Origin of the sequence: Symbioplanes lichenis (assembly GCF_030709675.1) — a bacterium.
Classification (GTDB): domain Bacteria; phylum Actinomycetota; class Actinomycetes; order Mycobacteriales; family Micromonosporaceae; genus Actinoplanes; species Actinoplanes lichenis.
Map to the genome: position 1 here is coordinate 245,299 of NZ_JAUZQD010000009.1, position 25,377 is coordinate 270,675.

General features: G+C 72.4%; 28 protein-coding genes and 2 pseudogenes. 20 read left to right on the forward strand and 10 right to left on the reverse strand.

The features are described from left to right. The gene (locus tag RAN62_RS23125) at window positions 1-210 is read right to left on the reverse strand and encodes a hypothetical protein (protein ID WP_305786813.1); all 210 of its coding nucleotides are present in this window, start codon (window positions 208-210) and stop codon (window positions 1-3) included. Between the two features lie 305 nt (window positions 211-515). Between RAN62_RS23125 and RAN62_RS23130 the strand changes: the two genes are divergently transcribed. Then, window positions 516-815 carry a hypothetical protein gene (locus RAN62_RS23130; RefSeq protein ID WP_305786814.1) on the forward strand — a complete coding sequence of 100 codons (300 nt, stop codon included), beginning with the start codon at window positions 516-518 and terminating at the stop codon, window positions 813-815. On the opposite strand, the gene RAN62_RS23135 is transcribed toward RAN62_RS23130, so the two are convergent. Beyond that, window positions 806-2,428 carry a phytoene desaturase family protein gene (locus RAN62_RS23135; RefSeq protein WP_369077190.1) on the reverse strand — a complete coding sequence of 541 codons (1,623 nt, stop codon included), beginning with the start codon at window positions 2,426-2,428 and terminating at the stop codon, window positions 806-808. The genes RAN62_RS23130 and RAN62_RS23135 overlap by 10 nt on opposite strands. A 53-nt stretch (window positions 2,429-2,481) precedes the next feature. Between RAN62_RS23135 and RAN62_RS23140 the strand changes: the two genes are divergently transcribed. From RAN62_RS23140 to RAN62_RS23150, 3 genes are all read left to right on the forward strand, one after another. Then, window positions 2,482-3,426, forward strand: a complete 945-nt coding sequence (locus RAN62_RS23140) for a YihY/virulence factor BrkB family protein (protein ID WP_305786816.1) — start codon at window positions 2,482-2,484, stop codon at window positions 3,424-3,426. A 74-nt stretch (window positions 3,427-3,500) separates the two neighbouring features. Beyond that, window positions 3,501-3,965 carry an SRPBCC family protein gene (locus RAN62_RS23145; RefSeq protein WP_305786817.1) on the forward strand — a complete coding sequence of 155 codons (465 nt, stop codon included), beginning with the start codon at window positions 3,501-3,503 and terminating at the stop codon, window positions 3,963-3,965. A gap of 82 nt (window positions 3,966-4,047) precedes the next feature. Then, window positions 4,048-4,287, forward strand: coding sequence for a hypothetical protein (locus RAN62_RS23150; RefSeq protein WP_305786818.1), 240 nt, complete (start codon window positions 4,048-4,050; stop codon window positions 4,285-4,287). On the opposite strand, the gene RAN62_RS23155 is transcribed toward RAN62_RS23150, so the two are convergent. Next, window positions 4,229-4,924 carry a toast rack family protein gene (locus tag RAN62_RS23155; protein ID WP_305786819.1) on the reverse strand — a complete coding sequence of 232 codons (696 nt, stop codon included), beginning with the start codon at window positions 4,922-4,924 and terminating at the stop codon, window positions 4,229-4,231. The two genes, RAN62_RS23150 and RAN62_RS23155, sit on opposite strands and share 59 nt — an antisense overlap. Window positions 4,925-5,156: 232 nt before the next feature. On the opposite strand from RAN62_RS23155, the gene RAN62_RS23160 reads away from it, so the two are divergent. After that, entirely contained in the window at window positions 5,157-5,363 is a 207-nt protein-coding gene (locus RAN62_RS23160; protein ID WP_305786820.1) for a hypothetical protein, read from the forward strand. Window positions 5,364-5,554: 191 nt separating this feature from the next. On the opposite strand, the gene RAN62_RS23165 is transcribed toward RAN62_RS23160, so the two are convergent. After that, window positions 5,555-6,001 carry a hypothetical protein gene (locus RAN62_RS23165; protein WP_305786821.1) on the reverse strand — a complete coding sequence of 149 codons (447 nt, stop codon included), beginning with the start codon at window positions 5,999-6,001 and terminating at the stop codon, window positions 5,555-5,557. A 93-nt stretch (window positions 6,002-6,094) separates the two neighbouring features. On the opposite strand from RAN62_RS23165, the gene RAN62_RS23170 reads away from it, so the two are divergent. From RAN62_RS23170 to RAN62_RS23180, 3 genes are all read left to right on the forward strand, one after another. After that, entirely contained in the window at window positions 6,095-6,451 is a 357-nt protein-coding gene (locus RAN62_RS23170) for a DUF6401 family natural product biosynthesis protein (RefSeq protein ID WP_305786822.1), read from the forward strand. Between the two features lie 394 nt (window positions 6,452-6,845). After that, window positions 6,846-8,957 carry an ATP-binding SpoIIE family protein phosphatase gene (locus RAN62_RS23175; protein WP_305786823.1) on the forward strand — a complete coding sequence of 704 codons (2,112 nt, stop codon included), beginning with the start codon at window positions 6,846-6,848 and terminating at the stop codon, window positions 8,955-8,957. A 14-nt stretch (window positions 8,958-8,971) separates the two neighbouring features. Then, a complete protein-coding gene (locus RAN62_RS23180) occupies window positions 8,972-9,643 on the forward strand; it encodes an HAD family hydrolase (protein WP_305786824.1) in 672 nt (223 codons plus the stop codon). Here the strand turns inward: RAN62_RS23180 and RAN62_RS23185 are convergent. Beyond that, window positions 9,640-10,434, reverse strand: coding sequence for an SDR family oxidoreductase (locus RAN62_RS23185; protein WP_305786825.1), 795 nt, complete (start codon window positions 10,432-10,434; stop codon window positions 9,640-9,642). The two genes, RAN62_RS23180 and RAN62_RS23185, sit on opposite strands and share 4 nt — an antisense overlap. 38 nt (window positions 10,435-10,472) lie before the next feature. Here RAN62_RS23185 and RAN62_RS23190 point away from each other — a divergent pair, with 38 nt between their 5' ends. The 7 genes and pseudogenes from RAN62_RS23190 (at window position 10,473) to RAN62_RS23215 (ending at window position 14,481) form a co-directional block, all read left to right on the forward strand. After that, on the forward strand, window positions 10,473-11,762 hold the full coding sequence (locus RAN62_RS23190; RefSeq protein WP_305786826.1) for a cation:proton antiporter: 1,290 nt from the start codon (window positions 10,473-10,475) through the stop codon (window positions 11,760-11,762). 153 nt (window positions 11,763-11,915) lie between these two features. Beyond that, window positions 11,916-12,701 (forward strand): VOC family protein, encoded by a 786-nt coding sequence (locus tag RAN62_RS23195; RefSeq protein ID WP_305786827.1) that lies wholly within the window; start codon window positions 11,916-11,918, stop codon window positions 12,699-12,701. Between the two features lie 54 nt (window positions 12,702-12,755). After that, entirely contained in the window at window positions 12,756-12,968 is a 213-nt protein-coding gene (locus RAN62_RS23200) for a DUF3072 domain-containing protein (RefSeq protein ID WP_305786828.1), read from the forward strand. A gap of 101 nt (window positions 12,969-13,069) precedes the next feature. Further along, window positions 13,070-13,306: a helix-turn-helix domain-containing protein gene (locus tag RAN62_RS23205; RefSeq protein ID WP_305786829.1), complete on the forward strand. Its 237-nt coding sequence runs from the start codon at window positions 13,070-13,072 to the stop codon at window positions 13,304-13,306. 3 nt (window positions 13,307-13,309) lie between these two features. Then, window positions 13,310-13,543 (forward strand): annotated as a pseudogene (locus RAN62_RS41200) (Clp protease N-terminal domain-containing protein); the annotation flags it as partial. Window positions 13,544-13,696: 153 nt separating this feature from the next. Further along, window positions 13,697-13,936 carry a Clp protease N-terminal domain-containing protein gene (locus RAN62_RS41205; RefSeq protein ID WP_438874538.1) on the forward strand — a complete coding sequence of 80 codons (240 nt, stop codon included), beginning with the start codon at window positions 13,697-13,699 and terminating at the stop codon, window positions 13,934-13,936. A gap of 122 nt (window positions 13,937-14,058) precedes the next feature. Then, window positions 14,059-14,481, forward strand: coding sequence for a hypothetical protein (locus tag RAN62_RS23215; RefSeq protein WP_305786831.1), 423 nt, complete (start codon window positions 14,059-14,061; stop codon window positions 14,479-14,481). Here RAN62_RS23215 and RAN62_RS23220 read toward each other — a convergent pair. Continuing rightward, window positions 14,469-15,671, reverse strand: a complete 1,203-nt coding sequence (locus tag RAN62_RS23220; RefSeq protein WP_305786832.1) for an ROK family protein — start codon at window positions 15,669-15,671, stop codon at window positions 14,469-14,471. The genes RAN62_RS23215 and RAN62_RS23220 overlap by 13 nt on opposite strands. 69 nt (window positions 15,672-15,740) lie before the next feature. Here RAN62_RS23220 and RAN62_RS23225 point away from each other — a divergent pair, with 69 nt between their 5' ends. Continuing rightward, window positions 15,741-16,346 carry an HAD-IA family hydrolase gene (locus RAN62_RS23225; protein ID WP_305786833.1) on the forward strand — a complete coding sequence of 202 codons (606 nt, stop codon included), beginning with the start codon at window positions 15,741-15,743 and terminating at the stop codon, window positions 16,344-16,346. 26 nt (window positions 16,347-16,372) lie between these two features. Next, window positions 16,373-17,509 (forward strand): MFS transporter, encoded by a 1,137-nt coding sequence (locus RAN62_RS23230; protein WP_305786834.1) that lies wholly within the window; start codon window positions 16,373-16,375, stop codon window positions 17,507-17,509. A gap of 141 nt (window positions 17,510-17,650) precedes the next feature. On the opposite strand, the gene RAN62_RS23235 is transcribed toward RAN62_RS23230, so the two are convergent. Both RAN62_RS23235 and RAN62_RS23240 read right to left on the reverse strand, forming a co-directional pair. Then, window positions 17,651-19,141 carry a flagellar basal body-associated FliL family protein gene (locus tag RAN62_RS23235; protein ID WP_305786835.1) on the reverse strand — a complete coding sequence of 497 codons (1,491 nt, stop codon included), beginning with the start codon at window positions 19,139-19,141 and terminating at the stop codon, window positions 17,651-17,653. A gap of 194 nt (window positions 19,142-19,335) precedes the next feature. After that, window positions 19,336-19,467 (reverse strand): hypothetical protein, encoded by a 132-nt coding sequence (locus RAN62_RS23240; RefSeq protein WP_305786836.1) that lies wholly within the window; start codon window positions 19,465-19,467, stop codon window positions 19,336-19,338. On the opposite strand from RAN62_RS23240, the gene RAN62_RS23245 reads away from it, so the two are divergent. The 3 genes and pseudogenes from RAN62_RS23245 to RAN62_RS23255 all read left to right on the forward strand — a co-directional run. Further along, the gene (locus RAN62_RS23245) at window positions 19,466-21,154 is read left to right on the forward strand and encodes a phospholipase D family protein (RefSeq protein WP_305786837.1); all 1,689 of its coding nucleotides are present in this window, start codon (window positions 19,466-19,468) and stop codon (window positions 21,152-21,154) included. The two genes, RAN62_RS23240 and RAN62_RS23245, sit on opposite strands and share 2 nt — an antisense overlap. Before the next feature lie 114 nt (window positions 21,155-21,268). Next, window positions 21,269-22,564 (forward strand): sensor histidine kinase, encoded by a 1,296-nt coding sequence (locus RAN62_RS23250; protein WP_305786838.1) that lies wholly within the window; start codon window positions 21,269-21,271, stop codon window positions 22,562-22,564. A 35-nt stretch (window positions 22,565-22,599) separates the two neighbouring features. Continuing rightward, a pseudogene (locus RAN62_RS23255) lies at window positions 22,600-22,929 on the forward strand (helix-turn-helix domain-containing protein); the annotation flags it as partial. Here the strand turns inward: RAN62_RS23255 and RAN62_RS23260 are convergent. Further along, window positions 22,914-24,038 carry a protein-L-isoaspartate O-methyltransferase family protein gene (locus RAN62_RS23260; RefSeq protein ID WP_305786839.1) on the reverse strand — a complete coding sequence of 375 codons (1,125 nt, stop codon included), beginning with the start codon at window positions 24,036-24,038 and terminating at the stop codon, window positions 22,914-22,916. The pseudogene RAN62_RS23255 and the gene RAN62_RS23260 sit on opposite strands and share 16 nt — an antisense overlap. Before the next feature lie 119 nt (window positions 24,039-24,157). After that, window positions 24,158-25,342: a phosphotransferase family protein gene (locus RAN62_RS23265; RefSeq protein ID WP_305786840.1), complete on the reverse strand. Its 1,185-nt coding sequence runs from the start codon at window positions 25,340-25,342 to the stop codon at window positions 24,158-24,160. Window positions 25,343-25,377: the final 35 nt, after the last annotated feature.

Here is a 25,377-nt window from a genome sequence, read left to right on the forward strand (position 1 = left end):
TCAGTCCAGCCGGCGAGCAGCCTCCCGCACGAGCTCCGCCGGAATCCGGACCACCAGCTCGCCGTCCGGCAGCGCGCCGGCCCCGGCGACGGCCTCCACGGCATAGCCCTGCACCAGCACGTCCGCGCCGTCCCGGTAGATCGTCGGGCAATTTCCCGACGAGCATTGCGCCGCAATGGTGATCAAATCGGAGGTGTCAACCGTGTCCACACAAATATTTTAAATGTGCAAATTGCAGTCATCTGCCCAGGGCGGCGACTGCGGCTCGCCCCGGACCCGCGGCTGCCACTCGGGCCCGGCCGGGGCGAGACCGATTCACGCGATTCATCAGCTTCGAAGCCGCAACCCTGCGTGAAGGCATCGACGGCGATACGAACGCTACCCAAGTGGCCCTTCTCGGCGCCAGAGCGCGGATTCGCGCCATCAGAATATGCATGCGGTCTTGAATCAGGATCACGCAGAGTAGGGGGTGGGCCACATCGCGCGGCCATGAGCCGCCCAACGAAGGGGACGTCATGAGCGATCTCGCTGTCATCGGCCTCGTAGCTGCCGTCCTGATGTTCATCGTGCTCATCGAGTTGCTGAGCGCCGCCGTGCCGCTGCTGATCGTGGTGACCCTCGTGCCGCCCGCCGAGCGGCCCGCGCTGGCCGACTGCCTGGCCGCGGCCGACAGCCGGCGGCGGTTACGCCTCTGGCCGGCGTTACGGGCGGCGGCGGAGGCGAGGCGGCGGACAGCGCATCAGCGGGACGGCAGCGTCCCGGCGGACGCCGTGCGCCGATGGGACGAAAAGGCCGGGACCGTGCGTCAGCGGTAGATCAGCTTCTGCGCGCCCCCGACCACGCCGCGGTAGAGCGACCCCGTCACCCACCCGTTCCGGGCCAGGGCCGCGCGGGCGGCATTGGCGCCGGGGGCGCCGTGCACGCCGCCGCCGGGGTGGGCCGACGAGCTGGCCATGTAGAGGCGGTCGATCGGGGTGTCGGCGCGGCCCAGGCTGGGGATCGGGCGCAGGAAGAGCTGCTGGAAGGCCGCCGCCGTGCCGCCGCCGAGGGCGCCGCCGACCAGGGACGGGTTCTCCTTCTGCATGTCGGCCGGGCTGTAGACGTTGCGGCCGACGACGAGCTGCTTGAAGCCGGGCGCGTGCTCCTCGAGGACCTGTTCCATGCGGTCGACGTGGGCGGCGATGTCGTCGGCTTGCCAGCCCTGGCGGTGCGGGAGATGGGTGTACGACCAGACCGACTCGGTGCCTGCGGGCGAGCGCGCCGGGTCGCTGGTCGTCATCTGGCCCAGCAGGAGGAACGGGTGCTCGGGCACCTGGTCGGTGGCGAGCTCGGCCGAGTAGCGGGTGAGCCCGTTCATGTCGGCCCCCAGGTGCACGGTGCCGGCGGTCGCCGCGGCCGGGGTCTTCCACGGGATCTTGCCGGAGAGGGCCCAGTCGACCTTGACCGTGGCGCCGTCCCAGCGGAAGTGGGCGAGGTCCTCGGTCAGCCGGGGCGGCAGCCAGCGCTCGCCGACCAGGTCGAGGTAGAGGGCCGGGGCCGGGACGTCGGCGAGGACGGCCCGGTCGGCGCGCCAGTTGCGGCCGTCGGCGCTGCGGACGCCCATGGCCCGACCGGCGGCGACGAGGATCTTGGTGACCGGGGTGTCGTACTCGATGCGGCCGCCGCGCGACTCGAGCCGGGCGACCAGGGCGTCGGTGATCTTGAACGCGCCGCCCTCGGGGACGGGCCAGCCGTACTGCTGGCCGAGCATGGCGAGCAGCCAGCCGTAGACGCCGCCGCCGGCCTCCTCCGGGGACAGGTCGGTGTGCAGGGCACAGCCGGCCAGGGCGAGCTGTGGTCCCTCGCCGTCGAAGAGCTCCGACCCCAGCTCCCGTACGGACAGCAGCAGTCGCCGGGCCAGGCGCAGCGAGCCGCCCGTGCCGAGCTTGCGGACCAGCCCCACCCCCGTCCGTACGGGCGGGAACGGCGTCAGGACGGCGTCGAGGATGCTGTCCGACACCTCGCACCAGTCGGTGAACGCGTTCTTCCAGCGCTCGCCGTCGCCCGGGGCGAACTGCTCCATCGACGCCATGGTCGTCTCGAGGTCGCGGTTGATCGTGGCGGCGCGGCCGTCCGGGAGGAGATGGGTGAGCACGTCCGGGGCGTGCCGCCAGTGCAGCCCGAACTCGTCGAGGCCGAGGCCCTTGAGGACCGGCGACGCGTACCCCAGGGGGTAGAAGGAGCTGAACAGGTCGCTCAGATAGCCGGGAGCCGTGACATAGCCGGACCGGACGGCGCCGCCCGGCTGCGGGGTCGCCTCGAGGACCTGCACCCGCCAGCCCGCGTCGGCCAGAAGATTCGCGGCGACGAGCCCGTTGTGCCCGGCACCGATGACGATCGCGTCCGCTCGTTCCACTCCGGCGACGGTACCCCTCGCCGTTTGCTGCAAACCCCCGCCGGGTAGTGATCGATGCGCACTCTGTGACGAATGGGAGCCTGCCGATGACCGCCTCCACCGCGGCCCTTCCGGCCAAAGTGCGTCAGCTGCACTGGTCGACCTGGCGCGGGGCGGTGTGGCGCAGCGTCAAGGGCTATCTCGACGACGAGTGCGGCGACCTGGCCGCGGCGCTGACCTATCAGGCGGTGCTGGCCGTCTTCCCGTCGGTCATCGTCATCGTCGCCCTGGTCAACCTGGTCACGGACGGCGCCACGGCCGTGCAGTCGGTGCTGGACATGCTCGACGACCTCGGCGCGGGTTCGGTGGTCGGCAACGAGGCCTTCACCTCGGTGCTGAACGCGATCATCGCCCAGGACAGCTCGGCCAAGGTGCTGCTCAGCGTCGGTCTGCTCGGGGCGCTCTGGTCCGCCTCGGGCTACGTCGCCATCTTCACGCGCGCGTCCAACCGGATCTACGGCGTCGCCGAGGGCCGGCCGTTCTGGAAGCTGCGGCCGCTGCAGATGCTGCTGAGCGCGGTCGCCCTGGTGCTGATGGCGCTGGTGGGCGTCGGGCTGGTGGTCAGCGGGCCGCTCGTCGACGCGGTGGGCGACCTGGTGAACGCCGGGGACACGGCGCGGACGGCGTGGTCGATCGGGCGGTGGCCCGTACTCGTGCTGATCCTGATGTTGTTGCTCTCGCTGTTGTTCTGGATCGCCCCGAACGTCAAGCAGCCGCGCTTCCGCTGGATCACCCTCGGCGGCACGGTCGCGCTCCTGGCCTGGGCGGTGGCGTCCGCGGGCTTCGGGCTCTACGTGGCGAACTTCAGCTCCTACGACCGGACGTACGGCAGCCTGGGCGCGATCATCGCCTTCCTCGTGTGGCTCTATCTGGCCAACTCGGCGCTGATGCTCGGCGTGGAGATCAACGCGGAGGTGCAACGGGGGCGCCGGCTGCAGGCGGGCGACTCCGGCGACGATCCGACCCTCCCGCCGGCAGAACCTGCGGAGTGATTGTTTAGCCGAAAAACGCTCGGGAACCACTCTGATCGTGAGGCACTGAACTACCCGACAAGGAGTGAGTCATCGTGAGCACCGTGACCGAGTCCGTCGACGTCGATGTTCCCGTGCGCACGGCGTACAACCAGTGGACCCAGTTCGAGGAGTTCCCGAACTTCATGGGTGGCGTGACCGAGATCCGCCAGCTCGACGACACGACGACGCACTGGAAGACCAGCATCGACGGCGTCAAGCGCGAGTTCGACGCCAAGATCACCGAGCAGCTGCCGGACGAGCGGGTCGCGTGGACCAGCGTCGAGGGCAGCAAGCAGGCCGGCGTGGTGACCTTCCACCGGCTGGACGAGAACAAGACCCGGGTGACCTGCCAGATGGACTTCGAGCCGGACGGCGTGGTCGAGCAGGCGGGCGACAAGCTCGGCTTCCTCGACCGTCAGGTCAAGGGTGACATGAAGCGCTTCAAGGAGTACATCGAGGGCCGCGGCGGCGTCGAGTCGGGCGCGTGGCGGGGCCAGGTGGACCGGCCGCAGCCGTGATCCGCGAGCACTGATCGGGAGGGCCGCCGGGAAACCGGCGGCCTTTCGCATGCGAGAGCGCGATTCGGGGTAGGCGAGGGACATGACTGATCGCGAAGAAACCGGCCAGTGGCGCGACGAGGAGCGGCTCTCGACCGCCGACCTGAGCAGTGCCATGGCGAGCTACGACCTGGACGGTCAGGGCGACCCGACGGACAACGACGCCGGCGAGGAGCAGGCCTTCGGGCACGACAGCCGAGTCAGTGACGCCGCCGACCCGGGCGCTACCGACCCGGACCGCGAGTTCCGCCCGAGCACGACGGGACGCACCGGCCCGCACTGAGCGTCCGCGGCAGCGCCACGGTCACCGCACCCGCCTCCGGCCGGACATCGATGGCGTACCGGTTCTCCCCGGCGCCGGCGGCGTTGCCCCGGAGGCGGGTGGCTCGGGTGCTGGTCAGCACCGTGCGCGGTCCCGCGGTCGTCCGGCGGGACCAGGGCACGCTGAGCGCTCCGGCGCCGGCCCGCAGACGCAGGCGGATCGCGGTGCCGGCGGGTGCGGCGACGCTGAGCTCCCCGACCGGTCCGGCCACCACCAGGGGTACGGACCCCCGCGGCCGCGGCAGCCGCACGCTGACCAGCCCGGCGGCGGACCCGAGGGTGACCCGCCGGAGCCGCCCGGCGGCCAGGTCGAGATGCTTCTCCCCGGCTCCCGCGGGCAGCCGCAGGTCCCAGCGCACCGACCGGTTGAGCAGCACCTCGACGACGTCGGGCCCGTCGGCCCCGGTCGTCCCGAGCCGGACGCGGACCTTGCCGCCCCGGACCGTCACCCGCGGCACCAGCCCGGAGCCCGCCGGGGTGCTCACCCGGTAGAGCTGGTCCGGCAGGCTCACGAGCCGCACGACGACCCGCGAGGCGGCGTCGGAGACGGTGAGCTCGCCCGTCGTCCGGCCCCGCAGCGGCCCGGTTGCCAGATGCACGCTGTCACCGGAAGACGACGCGCCGGAGTGCGGGACCCGCGTGGGCGACTTGTCGCGAGTCGCAAATGGCGACAGGCTACAACTCGCCGTCATCATCATCGCGAGCAGGACAAACACGGCCATGCCGGCCCGAGTGGTGCGGTGACGACGCTGCGCAGTGGGCACCATCGGACAACCCGAGATCGGCCGAAAGGGTGACGGCGACGGGCCGTCATCGGGTAAGACTGGCCGAATGCGATCTGCCGGTTTCCTCTCCGAGAAGCAGCGCCGCCTCGCCTGGGTGGGCTTTCTGCTCGCCGCTTTCCAGGCCCCCGTCGCGGCCTCGCTGATCAACGATGCCTCATGGCTCTTCGCCGTCGTCGTCGCCCTCGTGGTGGCCACGGTGATCATGGCGGACGACGCCCAGCGCCGCCGCCCGCAGCAGGCCGAGGCCGAGTAACCCCGTTTCCGCCGGCACCGTCGCCGGCTTTCTCCGCGCCACCCAGCCCCGGGTCGCCGGCCGTTCGCGAGAGCCGACGGACCGATCGAGCGCGCGCTGACCGGTGTGACCGAGCGCATGCCGACGGGCCCGGCCGGGCAGGGCCCCGGTCAGGCTGTCGCGTCGCGCCGGGCACCTCCGGCCGGCGGGTGTCAGGTCGTCGCGTCCTCCCGGGGGCGGGACTCGTGGCCCGGCACGCCCGGGCTGCGGCGGCGTTCCTTCATCTCCGCCTCGAAGAGGTGGCGCCGGCCCCCGGCCAGTTCGTCGCGCGCCGCCTTCTCGACGGCGCGGAAGTCGGACCAGTAGCCGTCGTCGAACTCCTCGACCAGCTGGAAGGTCCAGCGGCCGGGCACGACGTTGCGCCCGATCAGCTCGCGCTCGATCCGCTCGGCGAGCTCGCCGTGCCCCGCCTTGCGGAAGAGCGCGACCGCCTCGTCGAGGCCCAGGTCGGCCTTCCCCACGAGCTGGTGCAGCGAGTAGAGATGCCCGCGGACCCGCTCGACGGTCTCGAGGCTCTCGCTGAGCTTGCCCAGCGCCTCGAGCGTGGTGTCGTCCAGCCCCTCGGGCCGGCGGTGCGCGTCGTCGGGCGGCGTGGTCATGACCGACGCAGTTCCCCGGGCGCGGGCACTGAAACCGATCCGCACCGATCAGGGGACCCGAGGCACTCCCGACCGTTCCTACCTTTGGTTCTCATGAATGGCCTGTTCAGCGGCGCTGCCGCCCGTGCTGCCCTGCGTTCCGCCCACGCCTGCCTCGACGAGCTGATGAGCGCCGTCGGCGTCACCGGCTTCGCGGCCGCCGACCGGTCCCCCGGTCTGCTCGCCACCGTCGACCAGCACACCGCGGGCATCCGCGACAGCCTGTCGACCGACGCCCGCCCGCTGACCCCGATCATCCTGGCGGCCTACGCCGAGGGTGTGCGGGACGCCGCCTTCAAGCACGGCTGGCGCCCGCCGGCCGGCGACATCGACTGGGCCGGCAACGACTGGGTGCTGAACCGGCTCCTGGCCGTCTGCTCGCTCGCCCGCACGCTGCCCGCCGCCCGCTGACCGCCGCCCTCCCCTGACAGGCCCGGGGCCGGCCCTCCTCACCAGGAGTGCCGGCCCCGCTTCTCTTTTCCCGCCGGTTTTTCCCCGCCGACTCGCGGCGAGAGCTTCGCTGATCCCCGGCGGACTCAGGGCGAGAGCTTCGCCGATCCCCGCGGACTCGGGGCGATCGCTGATCCCTGCGGACTCGGGGCGATCGCTGATCCCTGCGGACTCGGGGCGAGAGCTTTGCTGAATTTCGCATGATCACGGCGAGAGCGGGAAATCCGACAGTCACCGGGCAGGAGCGCCCGGACCTACGCACACCAGCGGATTCGGCCGCCCGTACCGGGTGGGTCCGGACGTCCGTACGGTACCCCCATCGTCCGAACGGCCCAGTCGGGCTACGCTTCAGGGCATGGCCGGCATGGGGAGCCCTTCCGCGATGACCACGCTGCCCACGCAGCCGGGGGACGCGCCGGCATCGACACGTGGCTGCGCCGAGCTGGTCGCCGCGCACCCGTGGCACGTCACCGACCTGGGCGAGCGCGACCGGTGGGACCCGGTCCTGGCCGCCACCGTCGACCTGGTCCTCGCGTCGCCCGTGCCCATGTCGCTGGTCTGCGGCGAGCGGTTCGTGCTGATCTACAACGACGCCTTCGCGGACATGCTCGGCGCGAAGCACCCGGCCGCGCTCGGCTGCCCCGCGGCGGAGGTCTTCGGCGAGGGCTGGCACGGTCTCGGCGACATCATCGCGGAGGTGCTGCGGACCGGCCGGCCGTTCCTCGAGGCGGAGGCCCAGGTGTCGGTCCCGCGCGGCGGTCACGTCGAGCAGGCGTCGTTCACCAGAGGCCATTCCCTCGTACGCGACCAGCACGGCACCCCGCTCGGCGTGCTGACCGTGGCGGCGGAGACCACGCAGGTCACGCGGCGGCTGCAGTCCCTGGGCGAGCTGACCTCCCGGCTCGCCGCCGCGCTGACGGTCGACGACGTGGCGCGCGTCGTGCTGGCGTACGCGATGACGTCCTTCGATCTTGATCATTGTGTGTTCGCGGTCGACGACGGCCAGGAGTACCGCTTTGTCCGGCGGATCCGGGGCGAGATGATCGACGAGGCCGACGAGCGGCTGCCGCCCCTGTGGAAGCGCATCGGGCCGGTCGCCGGCTCGCCGCTGGTGGCCGCGGCGACCAGTGGCCGGCCGTCCTTCCAGGCCGACGGCGCCCCGCTGGCCGAGGTGGCGACCGACCGGCACGAGCGGCGGATCCGCGCGCTGGCCGCGATGCCGCTGCGCACGCCGTCGCTGCGCGGCGCGGTGACCATGGGCTATCGCACGGCCCACGCCTGGCTGCCCGCCGAGCGCGCCCTGCTCTATGCGGCGGCCGAGCTCATCGCGCAGGCCGCCGAGCGCGCCCGGCGCTTCGAGGCGCAGCACGGCACCGCGATGCTGCTGCAGAAGTCGATGCTCCCCGAGCACCTGCCGGAGCTCGACCGGTTCCGCATCGCCGCCCGCTACGACGTGGGCGTCGACGGCAACGCGGCCGGCGGCGACTTCTACGACGCGTTCGAGCTGGCCGACGGCCGGCTGGCGATGGTGCTGGGCGACGTGGCGGGGCACGACGTGCGCGCCGCCGCGGTCATGGGCCAGGTGCGGGCCGCCCTGCGCGCGCTCGCGCTGACCGATCCGGCGCCGCCGACCGTGCTCGCCGGGCTGGACAGGCTGGTCGGCTCGCTGGGCGCCGAGTCACGCAACGAGGAGATCTTCGTGACCGTCGTCTACGGGGTGCTAGACCCCGCGGACGGCACGATCACGCTGGCCAGCGCCGGGCACCCGCCGCCCGTGCTGCGCCGCGCGGGGCGCCGGGCGACGGCGGAGCTGGTGGCGGTCCCGCCGGGGGCGCCGCTCGGGCTGGGCGGGGTCTGGCGGTCGGGCACGGTGCGGCTCGAGCCCGGCGACACGATCCTCATGTTCAGCGACGGCGTCGTCGAGCGCCGGGGGCAGCCGCTCGACGACGGGCTCGACGCGCTGGTCGCGGCCACGGCGGCGGCGGCCGGCGGCGATCCGCGCAACCTGTGCTCGCTGGCCACGGCCGCGGTCGAGGGGCGTACGGACGATGATGTGGCGGTCCTGGCGGTCGAGCGCGCCGTCGCGCTCAGCCGGTCCGCGACCATGCAGGTGCCGGCCGAGCCGACCGGGCCGAGCCGGGTGCGCCAGTGGATGACGACGCGGCTGCGCGAGTGGGCGGTGCCCGAGCCGGTCATCGGCGCGGCGATCCTGTGCACGAGCGAGCTGACGACCAACGCGCTCCTGCACGCGGGCACCCCGGCCCAGGTGCACATCGACCTGAGCGCCGAGCGGCTGCTGGTGTCGGTCGCGGACACGGGCACGCGCGGCAGCGTCACCCGGGCCCGCACCGACACGCTGAGCAGCCGGGGCCGCGGGCTGGGCCTGATCGAGGAGCTCAGCGACACGTGGGGCACCGATCCCTCGGTGCGCGGGTCCACGGTCTGGTTTGAAATGTTGATTCCCTAGGTAACCAACTGCATATGGCAGCCAACCGTGGAGTGCTCTTCGACGTCGACGGAACCCTGGTGGACACCACCTACCTGCACGCGGTCGCGTGGTGGGAGGCGATGCGCCAGCACGACCACGACGTGCCGATGGCCGAGATCCACCGGGCGATCGGCATGGGCTCGGACAAGCTGCTCGACCACCTGCTCGGCGACGAGCGCGACCAGGACCAGGACGAGCGGCTCAACACCGCGCACGAGATCCTCTACGGCGCCTGGTGGGAGCGGCTGCGCCCGCTGCCCGGGGCGGCCGATCTGCTGCACGCGGTCGCCGATCACGGGCTCGCCGTGGTGCTCGCCTCCTCGGCGCAGGCCCCCGAGCTGAAGAAGCTGCGCGCGGTGATCGGCGCCGACGACGTGATCGCCGCCGCCACCTCGTCCGCGGACGCCGAGCAGAGCAAGCCGGCGCCGGACATCCTGCAGGCGGCGCTCGACCAGTCCGGGGTCGACCCGGCTCAGGCGGTCTTCGTCGGCGACGCCGTGTGGGACGTCCAGGCGGCCGCGAAGCTGAACATCCCGTGCATCGGCCTGACCTGCGGCGGCACCAGCGCGGCCGAGCTGACCGACGCGGGGGCGGTGGCGACCTACGACGACCCGGCCGCGCTGCTCGCCGCCCTCGACGACTCGGCGATCGCGAAGCTCTTCTAAGCGCGTCGCCAGTCGTCGCTCGTCAGATGGGACCCCGCCTGGGGTCCCATCGTCAGCATGCCGCCGTCGACCGGCCAGGACGCGCCGGTGACATAGGACGCCGCCGGACTCGCCAGGAAGGCGACCACGGCGGCGATCTCCCGGGCGTCGCCGGGGCGGCCGAGCGGCACGCCGGGGCGCGACTCGGTGCGCGGGTCGACGTCCTCCTGCCCGGTCATCGGCGTCGCGATCTCGCCCGGCGCGACCGCGTTGACGGTGATGCCGTACTCCCCCAGCTCCTGGGCCATGACCTTGGTGAGCAGGCCGAGGCCGCCCTTGGCCGCGCAATAGGCCCCGGCGCCCACCCGCGGCGCCGTCTCGTGCACGCTCGTGATGTTGACGATCCGGCCGCCCCGGCCCGCGGCGATCATCCGGCGGGCGGCCCGCTGCGCGCAGAGGAACGGGCCGTCGAGGTCCACGGCGAGCACCTCGCGCCACTGCTCCCAGCCGGTGTCGACGACGGGCGTCGCGATGCCGGTGCCCGCGCAGTTGACGAGGACGCCCAGCTCGCCGCCGAGGGCGTCGGTCAGCTGGTCGACGACGTCGGCCGCCCCGGGCAGGCGGGTCAGGTCGAGGTCGCGGATCTCGGCCTTGCGGCCGGCGTTGCGTACCTCGTAGGCGGTCTGCTCGGCGTGCTCGTCGTCGCGGTGCCGGGTGACGCCGATGTCGTAGCCGGCCTCGGCGAGCGCGACGGCGACGGCCCGGCCGATGCCCGACTCGCTGCCCGTGACGATTGCTGTGCGGGGATGCATGGCCCCGGCGTACCCCATGTCGATGTGAACAACCGTGCATGAGCGCGCGGTTCGCCGGGCAGAACTGGCGCGTGCAACTGTCTGACCTTCTCTTCGCCCTCTTCGGAGTGGGCGCCCTGCTGGCCGGGATCCTCCCCCGGCTGCTCGAGCGTCGCCCGTTGTCGATGCCGATCGTGTTCCTGGCGCTGGGCATGGTGGTGTTCGCCGTACCGCTGGGGCTGCCGGACGTGGACCCCCTGGCCCATCCGAAGCTGACCGAGCACCTCACCGAGGTCTGCGTGATCGTGGCGCTCATGGGCGCCGGCCTCAAGATCGACCGGCCGCTCGGCAAGGGGCGGTGGACGTCGACGTGGCGGCTGCTGATCATCGCCATGCCGGTGACCATCGGGGCGGTGGCGCTGCTCGGCTGGTGGTGGGCCGGGCTGGTGCCGGCGGCGGCGCTGCTGCTCGGCGCGGCGCTCGCCCCGACCGACCCGGTGCTCGCGGCGGACGTGCAGGTCGGCGAGCCCACCGACAAGGAGGACTCCGAGGACGAGGTGCGCTTCGCGCTGACGTCCGAGGCCGGGCTCAACGACGGGCTGGCCTTCCCCTTCGTGTACGCGGCCATCGGGCTGGCCGCGGCCGGCTTCGCGTGGACGGACTGGGCCCTGAAGGACGTCGGCTACAAGGTCGGTGTGGCGGTCGTGGGCGGGCTGGTCATCGGGCGGCTGCTCGGGCGCCTCTTCTTCCGCCCCCGCAATCACAAGCTGCGCCTGGCCCATCACTCGGAGGGGTTCCTGGCGCTGGCGGCGACCTTCCTGGCGTACGGGATCGTCGAGGTGGCCGGCGGCTACGGCTTCCTGGCGGTCTTCATCGCCGCCCGCGGTATCCGATCCGCGCAACGTTCGCACGAGTACCACCAGGTACTGCACGACTTCGCGGAGCAGATCGAGCGGCTGCTCACCGTCCTGTTGCTGCTGTTGCTCGGCGGCGCGGTGGTGAGCGGTGTGCTCGCCCCGCTCACGTGGCCGGCCGCGTTGATCGGCTTGGCCCTTGTCCTGGTGATCCGTCCGGTGTCAGGATTCCTGTCGCTTCGCGGTGCCCCGGGTCGCACGACCGAGCACTGGGTCATCGCGTCGTTCGGCATCAGGGGGATCGGGTCCTTCTACTACCTGGCGTACGCCATGGAGCACGCCGAGTTCCCGAACGTGGATGTCGTATGGGCGACAGTGGCGTTTGTCGTCTTGGTGAGCGTGGTGTTGCACGGCGTCGCGGTGACGCCCGTGATGCGGCTTCTGGACCGAAACAACGATCGGTCGCGTACCCCGGAAGAGCGACACGCTCAGTAATCGACATTACTCAGTGTGATTGCTTCTCCGCGAAACCGTAGTTTATTTAGGACATTGAACCCGCGGGTAGTGGCAGAGCGTATTCATAGCTGTAAAGTGATCCCCACCTTCCCCCAGCCGGAATTCCACGATGGACGACGAAAGGTGTGGCCGATGCGGATACGGGGCTTTGCGCCGGGGACACCCTGCTGGGTCGAGCTGGCGAGTGCGGATCCCGCGCGGGCGGCGGAGTTCTACGCCCGGCTCTTCGGCTGGGAGCCGGCCGGCGACCGCTTCAAGCTCAACGGCCGCGCGGTGGCCGGGCTGACCCGGGCCGGCGCCGACCGGCCGGCGGGCTGGCTGACCTACCTGACCGAGCACAACCTCGAAGCGTCGATCATCCGCGTCACCGAGGCCGGCGGGCGCATGTGCACCGAGCCTGCCGAGGGCCGCGGCGGCCGGGCCGCACTGATCGCCGACCCGGCCGGCGCCGTCCTCGGCATCTGGGAGCCGCGCGACTTCACCGGCGCCCAGGTCGGTGGCGAGCCGGGCACCATGACCTTCCCCGAGCTGCTCACCGACGACGCCGTGGCCGCGGCCAACTTCTACGGCCAGGCGTTCGGCTGGCTGCTCCGCGACGAATACGGCAGCGACGGCACCCGCGGCGAGTGGATCACCACCGCCCACGACGCCATGGCCGGGCTGGCCCCGAGCCGCGGCGGCAGCTGGTGGCGGGCCGCCTTCCAGGTCGCCGACTGCACCGAGACCCTCGAGGATTGCCGGGCCTACGGCGGCACGGTCGTCACCGGGGTCTCCGAGACCGGCTTCGGCACCTATGCGGAGCTGCTCGACCCGTGGGGCGCGCCCTTCTCCATCGCGGCGCCGGCGCAGATCCCGATCGAGCTCACCATGCAGATCTCCCCGACGGCAGGCATGGAGCTGACCTTCGGCGGGTACTGATACACCCGTTCGAAAGAATGCTTCGCCTTTGCTTCGCATGTGATGGGAGACGTCATGGCCACCGGGCAGGACACCGATAACACCTCCAACACGATCAAGGACCCGTCGGACTGGACGACCGGCGACGAGCCGGCCACCGGCGCGCAGCAGTCCTACCTGCACACGCTGGCGTCCGAGGCGAACGAGGACGTGCCGGAGGAGCCGACCAAGGCCGAGGCTTCGCAGCTGATCGACGAGCTGCAGCAGAAGACCGGGCGCGGTCAGTAGTTCTTCATTTTCTTGAGAGAGGCCAGCTTCGGCTGGCCTTTTTCATGCCGTCCACGTCAACTTGGGTTGACATCGCTCTCATGTCAACCTATGTTGACAGCATGACCGAAGCGACCGATCTCGCCGCGGCGGCGGGCAGCACCGATCCCCGGATCGGCCTGCGCGCGGTCGTGGCGCTCCGCCGCCTCCTCGAGGGCCTGGAGCATCTCCAGGTGGCGAACGCCCGGCGCAACGGCTGGTCCTGGCAGGAGATCGCGGACGCCCTCGAGGTGACGCGCCAGGGCGTACACAAGAAGCATGCGAAGACGGTGCCGGCGCAGGACCCCCGGGAGGGCTGAGAGATGTTCGAGCGATTCACCCACGAGGCGCGCGCGGCCGTCGTCCGCGCGCAGGTCGAGGCCCGGGAGCTGGGCCAGTCGCCGATCGGCACCGAGCATCTGCTGCTCGCGCTGCTCACCGCGGCCGGCGTCGAGTCGGCCCCGGCCCTGACCGGCCAGGGCGTGAACGCGGTCTTCGTCCGGTCCGAGATCATCCGCCGGGTGGGCACGGGCACCGGTGCCGGAGCCGGCGCCGCGCCACTTTCGCCCGAGGACGCCGAGGCGGAGGACCGGGAGGCGCTGCGGGCGATCGGCATCGACCTGGACGCCGTGCGCCGGGCCATCGAGGAGAACTTCGGGCCCGGGTCGCTGCGCCTGCCGCGCGCGGCGCATCCGGAGCGCAAGGGGCGGATGCGCAAGTTCTTCACGCCGGGGCACATCCCCTTCTCGGCGCGCAACAAGAAGGTGCTGGAGCTGTCGTTGCGCGAGGCGCTGCGGCTCAAGCACAACTACATCGCGCCGGAGCACATGATGCTGGGCCTGCTCCGCGAGGGGAAGGGGCTGGCGTCGCAGATCCTGGCCGAGCGGGGTGTGGACTTCGACGCGCTCCGGGCCGACATGACGCGGTCGCTGCGGTCTGCTGCCGCTTGATCTCTTGCGTCAGCGGGCGTCGGGGCTTATTCCCTGGCGTCGGCGGGCGTCGGGGGCTCATTCCCTGGCGTCGGCGGGCGTCGGGGGCTTATTCCCTGGCGTCGGCGGGTATCGGGGGCGCCATGACGTATCGGGTCGAGTACAACGGCGAGGAGCTCGAGGTCGCCACCCTCGATGCCGCGCTGGACAACGCGAAGCACGCCATCGCCGCCGATGCCGGGACCATCGAGGGCTGGACGGTCGAGCACGACGAGACGATCAACGACTGGTTCGTCCAGGGCGTGCTCGACGGCCGGCAGGTCGGCCCGACCGCGGTGGTCACCGGCCCCGAGCCCACCCTGCCCGCGCAGACCCTGACCCGCCACGCCCCGGACCGCGCCGAGACCGAGGTGCGCCGGATGTCCTGCACCGGCGCCACGCCGGCCGAAGCGCTCGAGATGGCGGCGGCCTGGCTCGCCGGCCGCCCGAACATCGTGGACGTCGACGACCTGGGCTGGCACATCGTTCGCGGCGGCTACGAGGTCACGCTCTACTACCGGAGCTGAGCGCTCTCAACTTTGTCGGCGCCGGCCTTGTCGGGCTCGGCGGCCCACTCGGCCAGGGCTGTCTCGGTGGTCAGTTCGTCGAGGCCGAGGACCGCTGCCCCTTGGAGGGGGCCGTCGTCGCCGTGCGCGGCGTCGACCACTTCCGGCGGGTGGGTGCGGTGGAAGGCCATCAACCCATCGAGGTACGCCTCCCGGAACGCGACCGGGTCCGCGGCGCGCACCAGCGGGCCGATCCCGCCCAGGGTCACGGTCGCCGGGTCGTGGGCGTTGACGAGGGCGCCGATGCCTCCGCCCAGCGCGGCGGCGACCTTGGCCACGGCACTCCGGTGGTTCTGCGCGGTCAGGATCGTGCGGGCGAAGGCGACGGGGTCTTCCGGTTCGTTCCGGCCCAGGTGGCGGGCGAGGGCGCGGCCGTCGACCTCCAGGTCCCAGCAGCCGCGGGCGCCGCACGGGCAGCGGAGGGTGCGATCGCCGTAGGGCTGGTGGCCGAACTCACCCGCGGCGCCGTACGAGCCCGTCGCGGGGCGGCCGTCGACGATCACCGTGCCGCCGAGCCCCACGGCGACGATGAGGTGCAGGGCCGTCGGGGCGCCGATCGCCGCGCCGGTGCGGGCCTCGGCCACCCCGGCGAGGGTGGCGTCGTTGCCGAGCAGCAGCGGCAGCCCGGCCGCGACCGGGGTGAGGTCGACGTCACGCCAGCCGAGCGTGGCCGACTGGACGAGCCGGCCCGCGTACACCGTGCCGGAGACGGCGAGCGAGACGGCGCGCAGGCGGTGGGCGTACCGGAGACTGGTGGTCTCCACCCGCTCGCGCATGGCCGCGAGCACCGCCGGCGCCGACCGCGAGGCGTGGCGGGTCGCGGTCACCTCGCCGAGCGTGCCGTCGAGGGTGACCACCGCCGAGCGCCACTCCTCGGTGCGCAGGTCGAGCGCGAGCAGCACCGGTCCCTCGGGATGCGCGGTGAGCACGGTGGTGGGGCGGCCGCGACCGGCGCGCGGGGCGGGTGCCTCGTCGAGCAGGCGGCCGGACCGCAGCCGCCCGGTGATCTCGGTCGCGAGGCCGCTGGCCAGTTGCAGCTCGCTCACCATCGCCGCGCGCGTGCCGCCGGGGTTGCGGCGCACCCAGGCGAGCACCTGGGCCGCGGTGTGCCACCGGGCCGCACCGGCTCGCAACCGCGCGGAGCTTGCCATGACCATGGGACACCGCCTTATCCTCGTGGTACGAGAATATTCGCCCCGCTTTCGGAACGAGGAACGCGCGTGGACCTGACCAGTATCGAGGCGGTGCTCTTCGACATGGACGGCACCCTCGTCGACTCCGACGCCGCCGTGGAGCGGGCCTGGGCCACCTGGGCCGGCGAGTACGGCGCCGACATCGACGCCGTGCTGGCCGTGGCGCACGGCGCGCCGGCCGGGCGTACGGTCCGGATCATCCGCCCCGACCTCGACGACGCCGGGGTCGCGGCCGCCGCGGCGCGCCAGCTGGAGCTGCAGTACGACGACCTGTCGGACGTGGTCCCGACGCCCGGCGCGATGGCGCTGCTGGCCGGGCTGCGGTTGCCGTGGGCGGTGGTGACGAGCGCGGATGTCCGGCTGGCCAAGGCCCGGCTGGGCGCGGCCGGCATCGACGCGCCGGTGCTCGTCACGGTCGAGGACATCAGCGCCGGCAAGCCGGACCCCGAGGGGTACCTCCGCGGGGCCTCTTTGCTGGGCGTCGCGCCGGCGCGGTGCCTGGTCGTGGAGGACGCCGAGGTGGGCGTCGCCGCGGGCCGGGCCGCGGGGGCGGTGGTGGCCGCGCTCAAGGGGGTCGACGGTGACCTGCGGATTCGTGACGTGGGCGAGCTGATTCCGTTGCTGGCCCGATGAGCGCGGCCCCACCCGGCGGTGGCACATTGCGTGGCGGCGTTGGCGCTTCGGGCTTTGCTGCTTCGGGCGGCGGGGCGGTGGTGCGGCAGGCGGCGATCGCGCAGAGTTCCATCGGGTACGCGATCACCGGGCTCGGCGCCTGCCTGGTGCTGCTGGCGCAGGATCTTCAGGTACGGCCGGAGCAGCTCGCCTGGCTGCCGACCACCTTCGGCGCCGGGCTGCTCGTGGTGGCGCCCGCCGGGCCGTACTTGCTGCGGCGCGGCTCCCGTCTCTCGCTCGTCGCCGGGGCACTCCTCATCGCGGTCGGCGCCATCCTGCTGGCGACCGCCGCCGCGGTGCCCGTGGCCGCGGCCGGCGCGCTGCTGCTCGGCATCGGCGGCGCGGCCTTCGTACTGGTGACGCCGGCCATGCTCGCCGGGCCCGCTGCCGCCGGGCGGCTGACGACGGTGATCGGCCTGTCGAGTGCGGCGGCGGTTGTGGCCCCGCTGGCGATCGGAGCCTGGGACACGACCGGCGTCGGCACCGGGCGGCTCGCGTTGCTGGTCATCGTGCCGCCCCTGGCCGTACTCATCTTTGATGTCTGCCGCCGGCCGTCCCCCTTGCCGGCTCCGGCGGTGGCCACAGTGGATGGTCAAGGCATGCGGCGGGGGCCGGTCGTCCGCCGATGGGGAGTCGTGGTGCTGGCCGTGTCGGTGGAGTTCTGCTTCACCATCTGGGGCGTGGCGCGGTTGACCGGCGCCGGGGCCGGGACGGGGGCGGCGGCCCTGCTCAGTACGGCGTTTCCGCTCGGCATGGCGTGCGGCCGGCTGGCGGGCCCGTGGCTGCTGTCCCGGCTTCCTGTCGTTCCGGCCGGTGCTGCGGTGACCGCCGCGAGTGCTGTTCTGATGGTGGCGGCCGGCTCGCCCGTACTCGTGACGGTGGGGCTGGCCGGGGCGGGGCTGGGCGTCGCGACGCTCTACCCCGTGACGCTGGCCCGGCTGGTCGGCACTCCAGGTTTGTCCGCCGCGCACGCCGCGTCCATCGGCGCCTTCGCTTCCGGTACGGCCATCGTGGCGGCCCCGGCCGCACTCGCGCGCCTGGCCGACGTGGCCGACCTCCGGCTGGCGTACCTCGTGACCCTCCCCCTGCTCGCGGCGATGCTCGTGCTGCACCGCCGCGGCTGAGGGTCCCGCTCCTCACCGGCTCGCTACCGTAGCAAGCCTTCGGGTCGACGTCGCCCGCTCCACCAGGCATCCATCTCCGCCGGCTGAGCTCGACCGGCCTTCCGGCTTCCCGCCCGCCGGCGCCGACGGGACGTTGCCGGTTTACTGCGGGAAGCCCTTCGGGTCGACGTCGCTCGTGGAGGCGTTGCCGCCGACCACCGGGGTGAGGGTGATGGTCCAGATCGAGGAGCTCGTCGACGTGGTCGTGAACTTGAACGTGTCGTCGAACTTGCTGAAGTTACAGCCGCGGGTGAAGCCCTTCTTGCCCGCGTTCCAGTCCTCGCCCGACGCCGTGTAGACGCGGTACGTCCCGTCCTTGATGCCCTTGACGGTGTAGGTGCCGCCGCCCCGGACGTACACGGTGAAGGCGGCCTTGTTGTTCTTCACGAGCGAGATCGTCGTGTCCTCGGCGCCGTTGACGATCTTCAGGTGACCGAGGCCACTGGTCGTGGCGCGCGCCTTGACATAGGTGCCGGTCTTGAGGCGACGGTTCTGTTCCTTGGGGGCGGCCGGGAGGAAGGTCCCGAACTTGTACGCGACGTCGGCCTGGGACAGCTTCTTGACGTCCTCGCGCAGGCTGTCCGCCCAGCCGGAGGTGAGCACCGTCGCGTACGGGGAGGCCGCCGGGCACGACTGCTTGGCGCCCGCCGTGTCCTCGATCATGTCGCCGAGGCTCTCCAGCTCGGAGGCGACCTGGGCGTGGACGCTCTCGGTGCCGGTGGGCGGCGCGACGGCGCGCAGCTTGCCGGCCTCGGCGCGGATGCTGCTCGCGGCGGCGGGGGCGGCCTTGGCGAAGGCGCCCGGGTCGCCGGTGCTCAGCTTCCCGAAGGTCGACTTGAGCGCCTGGTCGGAGCTGGTCAGCAGCTGGGCGTACTGCTCGGGCGACAACGCCGCCGCGGTGCTCGGCGTGGCCTCGGCGGTGGACGTGACCCGGGTGTCACTCGCCGTGGCCGCGGTGTCGTCGTCACCGCCGATGACGCTCCGGGCAACGCCGCAGCAGCCGACGACGAGCAGGGACGCCACCGCGACGCCGACGATCAGGCCGGTCTTCGACTTCTTGGCCGGTGGGGTCGGGCCGGCGAAGGGGGACGGCTGCCCGAACGGCCCGGGCGGCGGCGGCAGGCCGGGGCCACCGGGCTGGGGGTAGCCGGCCGCACCCGGCGGCGGGTAGCCCGCACCACCCGGCGGCGGGAAACCTGTTGGGCCGGGCGGCGGATAACCGGCGGCGCCCGATGTCGGATAGCCGGCCGGTGGGTAGCCCGGGGCACGAGCAGCCGGGTAGCCGGAGGTCTCGGCGGGCGGGTAGCCCGGGGCTCCGTAAGCGGGGTAGCCCGGGGCACCTGGAGCCGGGTAGCCGGACGTCGGGAAAGCGGGCGGCGGCGCGAAGCTCGCGTCCGGCGTCACACGCACTGTGACGTCCATCGGACCGTGCGGAGTGTCGATGCGGAGGACGGCACCGTCCACCGTGCCCGGCGGCACGGGCACCGCGATCTGCCCCGTGACCGGTGACCAGATCGCGGCGGTGGTGCCGGCGACTGCCGCGGCGTGCGGAACCTCGATCGTGGCGCTGTTGAAGCTCTGCTCCCCCGTCATACCGAGGAGTATGGCCGAGCGGAGACCCCGTTGGCTGCCCGGGATCAGTCACAAACTCGGCACGGACCGGCGCTTCGGGCGTACCCGGGGGATTGGTGAATTTTGCCCCCGACCGGCCGGCGGGACGGCCCGTCCGTTGAGTTGATCAAAGATCGCCCGGGCGGCGGACCGGCCACCGCCCGAGGGGCCGATCGTCAGGCTGTGATGAGGAACATGGCGCCCACGCCGAGCAGGACCAGCAGCAACATGCCGATCATGAGGACGCGCTCGGACACGTCCGCGGCGGTGGTGGAGGTCACGGTCGTGGTCAGGGGCTCGGTCGTCATGGCTGTGTCCTTCGACGCGTGGCGGTCGGCTCGGGATGCGGCGGCCTGGGGTGCGGCCTACGGTGAGGGCGTCGTCGACCTCGGAGGATTGACCGTGCCACCGGAAAAACAGGAACACGAGGACTGGTTCCTGACCGCCGACGAGCGGGACAACCCTGACTCGGAGATACCCACCTGGTCCGGGGGAAACACGGCCGAGCCGCTGATTCACGGAAAAACGTATTTCGACCGGTTGGTGACGGAAGTGGAAGCGCTGGGTGAAGGAGATCACCTCTTCTTCACCGACTGGCGCGGCGACCCCGACGAGCGGATGCGTGACGAAGGTCCCACCATCACGCGGCTCTTCGCCGACGCCGCGCGCCGGGGCGTGATCGTCAAGGGGCTGCTGTGGCGCTCGCACGTCGACAAGCTCGCCTACAGCGAGGAAGAGAACCGCAACCTCAGCGAGGAGATCGCGGACGCGGGCGGTGAGGTCCTGCTCGACCAGCGTGTACGCCGAGGTGGCTCGCACCACCAGAAGCTGGTCGTGCTCCGGCACCCCGGCGCCCCCGAGCGTGACATCGCCTTCGCCGGTGGCATCGACCTGTGCCACAGCCGCCGTGACGACGAACACCACCACGGCGACCCGCAGGGCCTGGCCATGAACAAGGCGTACGGCGACAACCCGCCCTGGCACGACGTCCAGCTGGCGCTGCGCGGTCCCGTCGTCGGTGTCCTGGATCTCACCTTCCGCGAGCGGTGGAACGACCCGACACCGCTCGACCAGCACGGCCCGATCTCCACGGTCACGGACAAGCTCAAACACGCCGACATGCGCGCCGACCGGCTGCCGGACAGGCTGCCCGACCCGCCCGAGTGCGGACCGCACGCGATCCAGGTGCTGCGGACCTATCCGTCGATGCGCCCGCCCTACTCCTTCGCGCGCAACGGCGAGCAGACGATCGCCCGGGGCTACACGAAAGCCATCAAACGGGCGCGCCGGCTGATCTACCTCGAAGACCAGTACCTGTGGTCGACCGAGGTCGCCCAGCTCTTCGCCGAGGCGCTCAACACCAACCCGGAGCTGCACCTCATCGCGGTCGTCCCCCGCCACCCCGACGTCGACGGCCGCTTCGCCCTCCCGCCGAACCAGATCGGCCGCGAGGAGGCGATCTCGCTCTGCCGGCGGGCCGCCCCGGACCGCGTCCACGTCTTCGACGTCGAGAATCACGAGGGCACCCCCGTGTATGTCCACGCGAAGGTCTGCGTCATCGACGACGTCTGGGCCAGCGTGGGCAGCGACAACTTCAACCGCCGGTCGTGGACGCACGACAGCGAGTTGTCCTGCGCCGTGCTGGACCCGACCCGGGACGAGCGCGAGCCCGCCGATCCCGCCGGCCTGGGCGACGGCGCCCGCGTCTACGCCCGCGACCTGCGCCTGGCCCTGCTGCGCGAGCACCTCGACCAGTCCGACGACACTCATCTCGTCGACCCCGAATCCGCCGTACGAAAGGCCAACGCCACCGCCGACGCCCTGCGCGACTGGCACAAGGGTGGCCGGCAAGGCGACCGCCCGCCGGGTCGCCTGATGCCCCATGAGACCGGCAAACTCCCGTGGCACCAGCGCCTCTGGGCCCTCCCCGCCTACCGCCTGATGTACGACCCCGACGGCCGCTCCTACCGCGATCGCCGCAACGGCGTCTGGTGACCCACCGACCGTGCGCGACGGCCAGTCACCGGCGCGGCGGGTAGTGCCAGGTCTACCCGGGAAGTACATCTCGCGGGCTGTCGGGCACCCATCGCGCGGACCTAGCGTGACGGTGTGTCCACTTTTCCCGCACTTCTCAACCGCCGGTACCTGGTCACGGCCCAGCCGTGGCGTGCCCTGCTCTACCTCGCGACCACCCTTCCGATCGCCGGCCCTGTCGCCTTCGTGACCTGGACGCTCGCCCTGCCCTACGCCGCCACGCTCGGCTGGCTCAGCGAGGGGCGCGCTCCGACGCGTACCCTCCTGGTCCTCATGGTTGTCGCCCTGGTCGGCTGGGTCGCCTGCGGTCCGCTGCTCGCCGTGCCGCTGGCCGCCGTCGAGCGTGCCCGGCTCGCCCTGGTCGACCCGCGTCCGCTGCCGTCGCCGCACCAGCCCGTGCCACAGGACCCGATCGCCTGGCTGCGCACCCGTTACACCGAGACCGCCACGTGGCGCGAGGTCACGTACGCGTTGTTCCTCGGGCTGGTCGTGCCGGCCGCCTATGCCATCTTCGCCTTCCTCGCGGTGCTGGACGTGGCGTTCGTGCTCAGCCCGTTCTATGCGAGCGGCGGCTCCGCCGGCTGGACCTTCGGCGTGTTCACAGTGGACAGCGTGGCCGAAGCGGTTCCGTTCGCGCTGCTGGGCATGGTCCTCGCCCCGCTGCTGGTCTATGCGCTCGGCCTGATGGCGGCGGGCCAGGCGGCCGTGACGCGGGCGCTGCTCGGCGACCGCACCGGGGTGCAGCTGCGCGAGGTCGCCCGCTCCCGGGCCCGCCTCGCCGACGCCTTCGATCTGGAACGCCGCCGCATCGAGCGCGACCTGCACGACGGCGCCCAGCACCGGCTGACCAGCCTGACGTTGCACCTGGGCATGGCCAAGCTCGACGTCCCCGCCGACTCCCCCGCCGCCGAGCCGCTGGGCCGCGCCCACGAGCAGGCGAAGGAGCTCATGGTCGTGATGCGTGACCTCATCCACGGCATCCGCCCGCAGCAGCTCACCGATCTCGGCCTGCCCGCCGCACTGCGCGAGCTGGCCGGTCGCTCTCCGATCCCGGTCGCGGTGACTGTGACGGACGGCGTCCCGCGACCCAGCGAGCAGCTCGAGGGCACGGCCTACTTCGCCGCGTCGGAAGCCCTCGCCAACGTGGTCAAGCACGCCGGTGCCACCCGCGCCGACCTCTTGCTCACGCGCGCCGGCGACGTGCTGGTCCTTGAGGTACGCGACGACGGTCACGGCGGCGCCGATCCGGCCGGAGGCACGGGGCTCACCGGTCTCGCCGATCGGGTGGCCGCCGCCGGGGGCAGGCTGCTGCTGTCGAGTCCGCCCGGCGGCCCCACTCTGGTCCGCGTGGAACTGCCGAGCGCCGCATGACCACGGTGGTGCTGGCCGAGGACGGGGTCCTGCGCTATCTCCTCAAGGACCGGGTCGCCGATGTCCAGGACTTCGCCGACTCCCTCCACCGGGTGGCCGCCGGCGCCACCGTCATCGATCCCGAAGTCGTCCGCCGCCTCCTGCAACGCCCGCCCGACCCGCTGGCCGCCCTCTCCCCGCGCGAGCACGAGGTCCTCGCCCTGGTCGCCGAAGGCCACTCCAACTCGGCCATCGCCGGCCGCCTCTACGTCACCGAGGCCGCGGTCGCCAAGCACGTCGGCACCATCCTGACCGAACTCCACCTCCCACCCGCCGAAGAGACCAACCGCCGCGTCCTGGCTGTCCTGACCTACCTGAGAGCCTGATTCACCTGCGTGCCGGGGCGGAGCTGCCACTCCGCCGGGTACCAGATCGGCGTCGCCGGATCGTCCGTCAGGGCCATCCGGATCTGCCACGCCGCCATCGACGGCTGTCCCGCCGCTTCCCATCGGTCCAACAGCTCTCCCGCCTCTCGCGCGTACCGTGCCGCGTCCTCACCCGTGGCCAGCACCGACCCGTCGGGCAGGATCGCCGCTCCACCGGTACCCGCCTCGTCCAGCAGCACCAGCGGATTCTGCGACTGTCCACTCAGCGGAGCCTGTGTCGCCCGCTCATGCCACACCCCGGCGGCATATTGCAGGTCCCGATAACGCATCGGCCCGACAGCCTCGGCCCACCGCGCCGGCGCCGCCTGCTCCAGCAGACTCGTGTCAGTCCGGTCGACCGGTGCGGGATGGCTCCGCGGATGCCGGGCCAGCAATGGCCCCGCCGCGCTCATGAACCCAGAGGCGCACACCACCTGAGCGACGACCTCTCCCGTGGCAGCCCGCCGGGCGAGCAGAACCGGATGCGACCCGGCGTGCTCGACCGGCGCCACCACCGGCCCCTCACCCACCTGCTCGAACCACCGCGGCGACAGCCCCGACACGGCAACGGTCACGATCACCCGGTCGAACGTCTCCCCCGGCGATCCCTCGTATCCGTCCCCGGTCAGCACTCTCACCCCGTCGATGCCCGCCCGGACCAGCACGGAGCGCGCCCGGGCCGCCACATCCTCCTGAACGTCCACACTGGTCACCTCCGCTCCGAGCGCCCGCATCAGCGCGGCGTTGTATCCGGTTCCGGCTCCGATCTCCAGCACTCGCTGCCCGGGCCGCACGTCCAGCGCCTCGAGCATGATGGCCATCAGCGACGGCTGGCTCGACGAACTCACGGGCACGCCGCCGGCGACCTTGGTGACCAGGACGTCGTTCTGGTACACCGCGTCGAGGAACCCGGCGCTGCCCGGCGAGGCCCATGTGCCGTCCCGCCGCTGGAAGCCCTCCGCCACGAACACCTCCCGCGGCACCGAGGCGAAGGCCGCGGCCAGCTCCGGCGGCAACGGTCCCCCGTCCCGCTCGATCTCCGCCACGAACCGCTGCCCCAGGTCAGCCACGCCTCCACCGTAGGGCGCCGCCCCGCCGTCCGCGCCTCACCCGCCCGATCCACCTCGTCCGGGCAGCAACTCCGGCATGAACGGGACACCTTCGGGTGGCGTGACGCCGACGACGATCGTCATGTCCGCACCGCCGCCACGGCCGCGCGCAGCCGGTCGGGCACGTCACTCTCGTGATACGGCCGTTCCGACGGCTCGATGTGGTCGAGGAAGTCCTGGTAGATCGTCGCCGAGCGCAGGGCCGCCACCGGCCGGTACAGCGCCAGCGCCGTCCCGGGGTCGCATCCCGGCACCGACTCCCGCCAGCGGGCCGCCCACTCGGCGAGCAACCGCGGCTGCTCCGGCAGCCCGTCGGTGAGCCGCAGGATGTCGAAGGCCGGATGCCCGACCACCGAGTCGCCCCAGTCCACGATCACCCGGCTCGTCGCGGTCGCCCGGACGTTGCCCCCGTGCAGGTCGCCGTGCACCAGCGTGTCCGGCACACCGCACGCCTCGATCGCGGCCAGCCGGGCGGGCAGCTCGTCCACGAGATCGGTCAGCCCGTCGATGGAGTCGAGCCACGGCTCCGCCACCCGCGCGAAGCGGTCGCCCTCGCGCCGGCGGTCGGGCACCCCGGCGGCGAGCAGATCCCCCGTACGCCCGGCGAACTCCACCTGCACCGGATGAAACTCCCGAGCCACGGTCGCGCACAACTCGGCTCCGCTGTCGTACCTGTCCTCCCCTGGCACGTGGGCCAGCACCGACCGACCGGCCTCGCCCACCGCCAGCACCTCGGGAACCAGCCCGTGCGCCACACCATCGAGCAGTCGCAACACCGCGGGCTCGTGCGCGAAGAACCACGGCACCTGCTTGAGCCACGCCACCGGGCGCCCCGCCATGTCGATGCGCCACAGGGACGACAGATTCCACGTACGCTGCTGCACCGCCACCGTGTCGCCCGGCCCGAGCGCCTCCAGTGCCCATGCCACCGACGCGTCCGGGCCGCCGGGCACGGCCCACGGCGCACGCAACGGCTCCGGCGCCAGGTCGGCCGGCCCGACGGCGGTCACCGACTCGAAGGGCTCCAGGCTGACACCGATGTCTCCGTGCGCCTGGGCGAGGTAGACGACCTCGCCGCCGGGAGGCGCCGGCCGGTCCGCGGCGAGCAGACGCAGCACGGTCACCGTCACGCCGTGTTTGAGACGGGCCGCCTCGACCACGTCCGACGCTTCCTGCCACCAGGGGAGCCCGACCTCGAACGAGGGCAGGGCTCCCAGAACACTGCCCGCCTGGTCGACGAGCACGAGAGTCACGTTGCGGTTCATGCCAGCGAAGCTAGCCCTCGAACGGATTCTTGGCC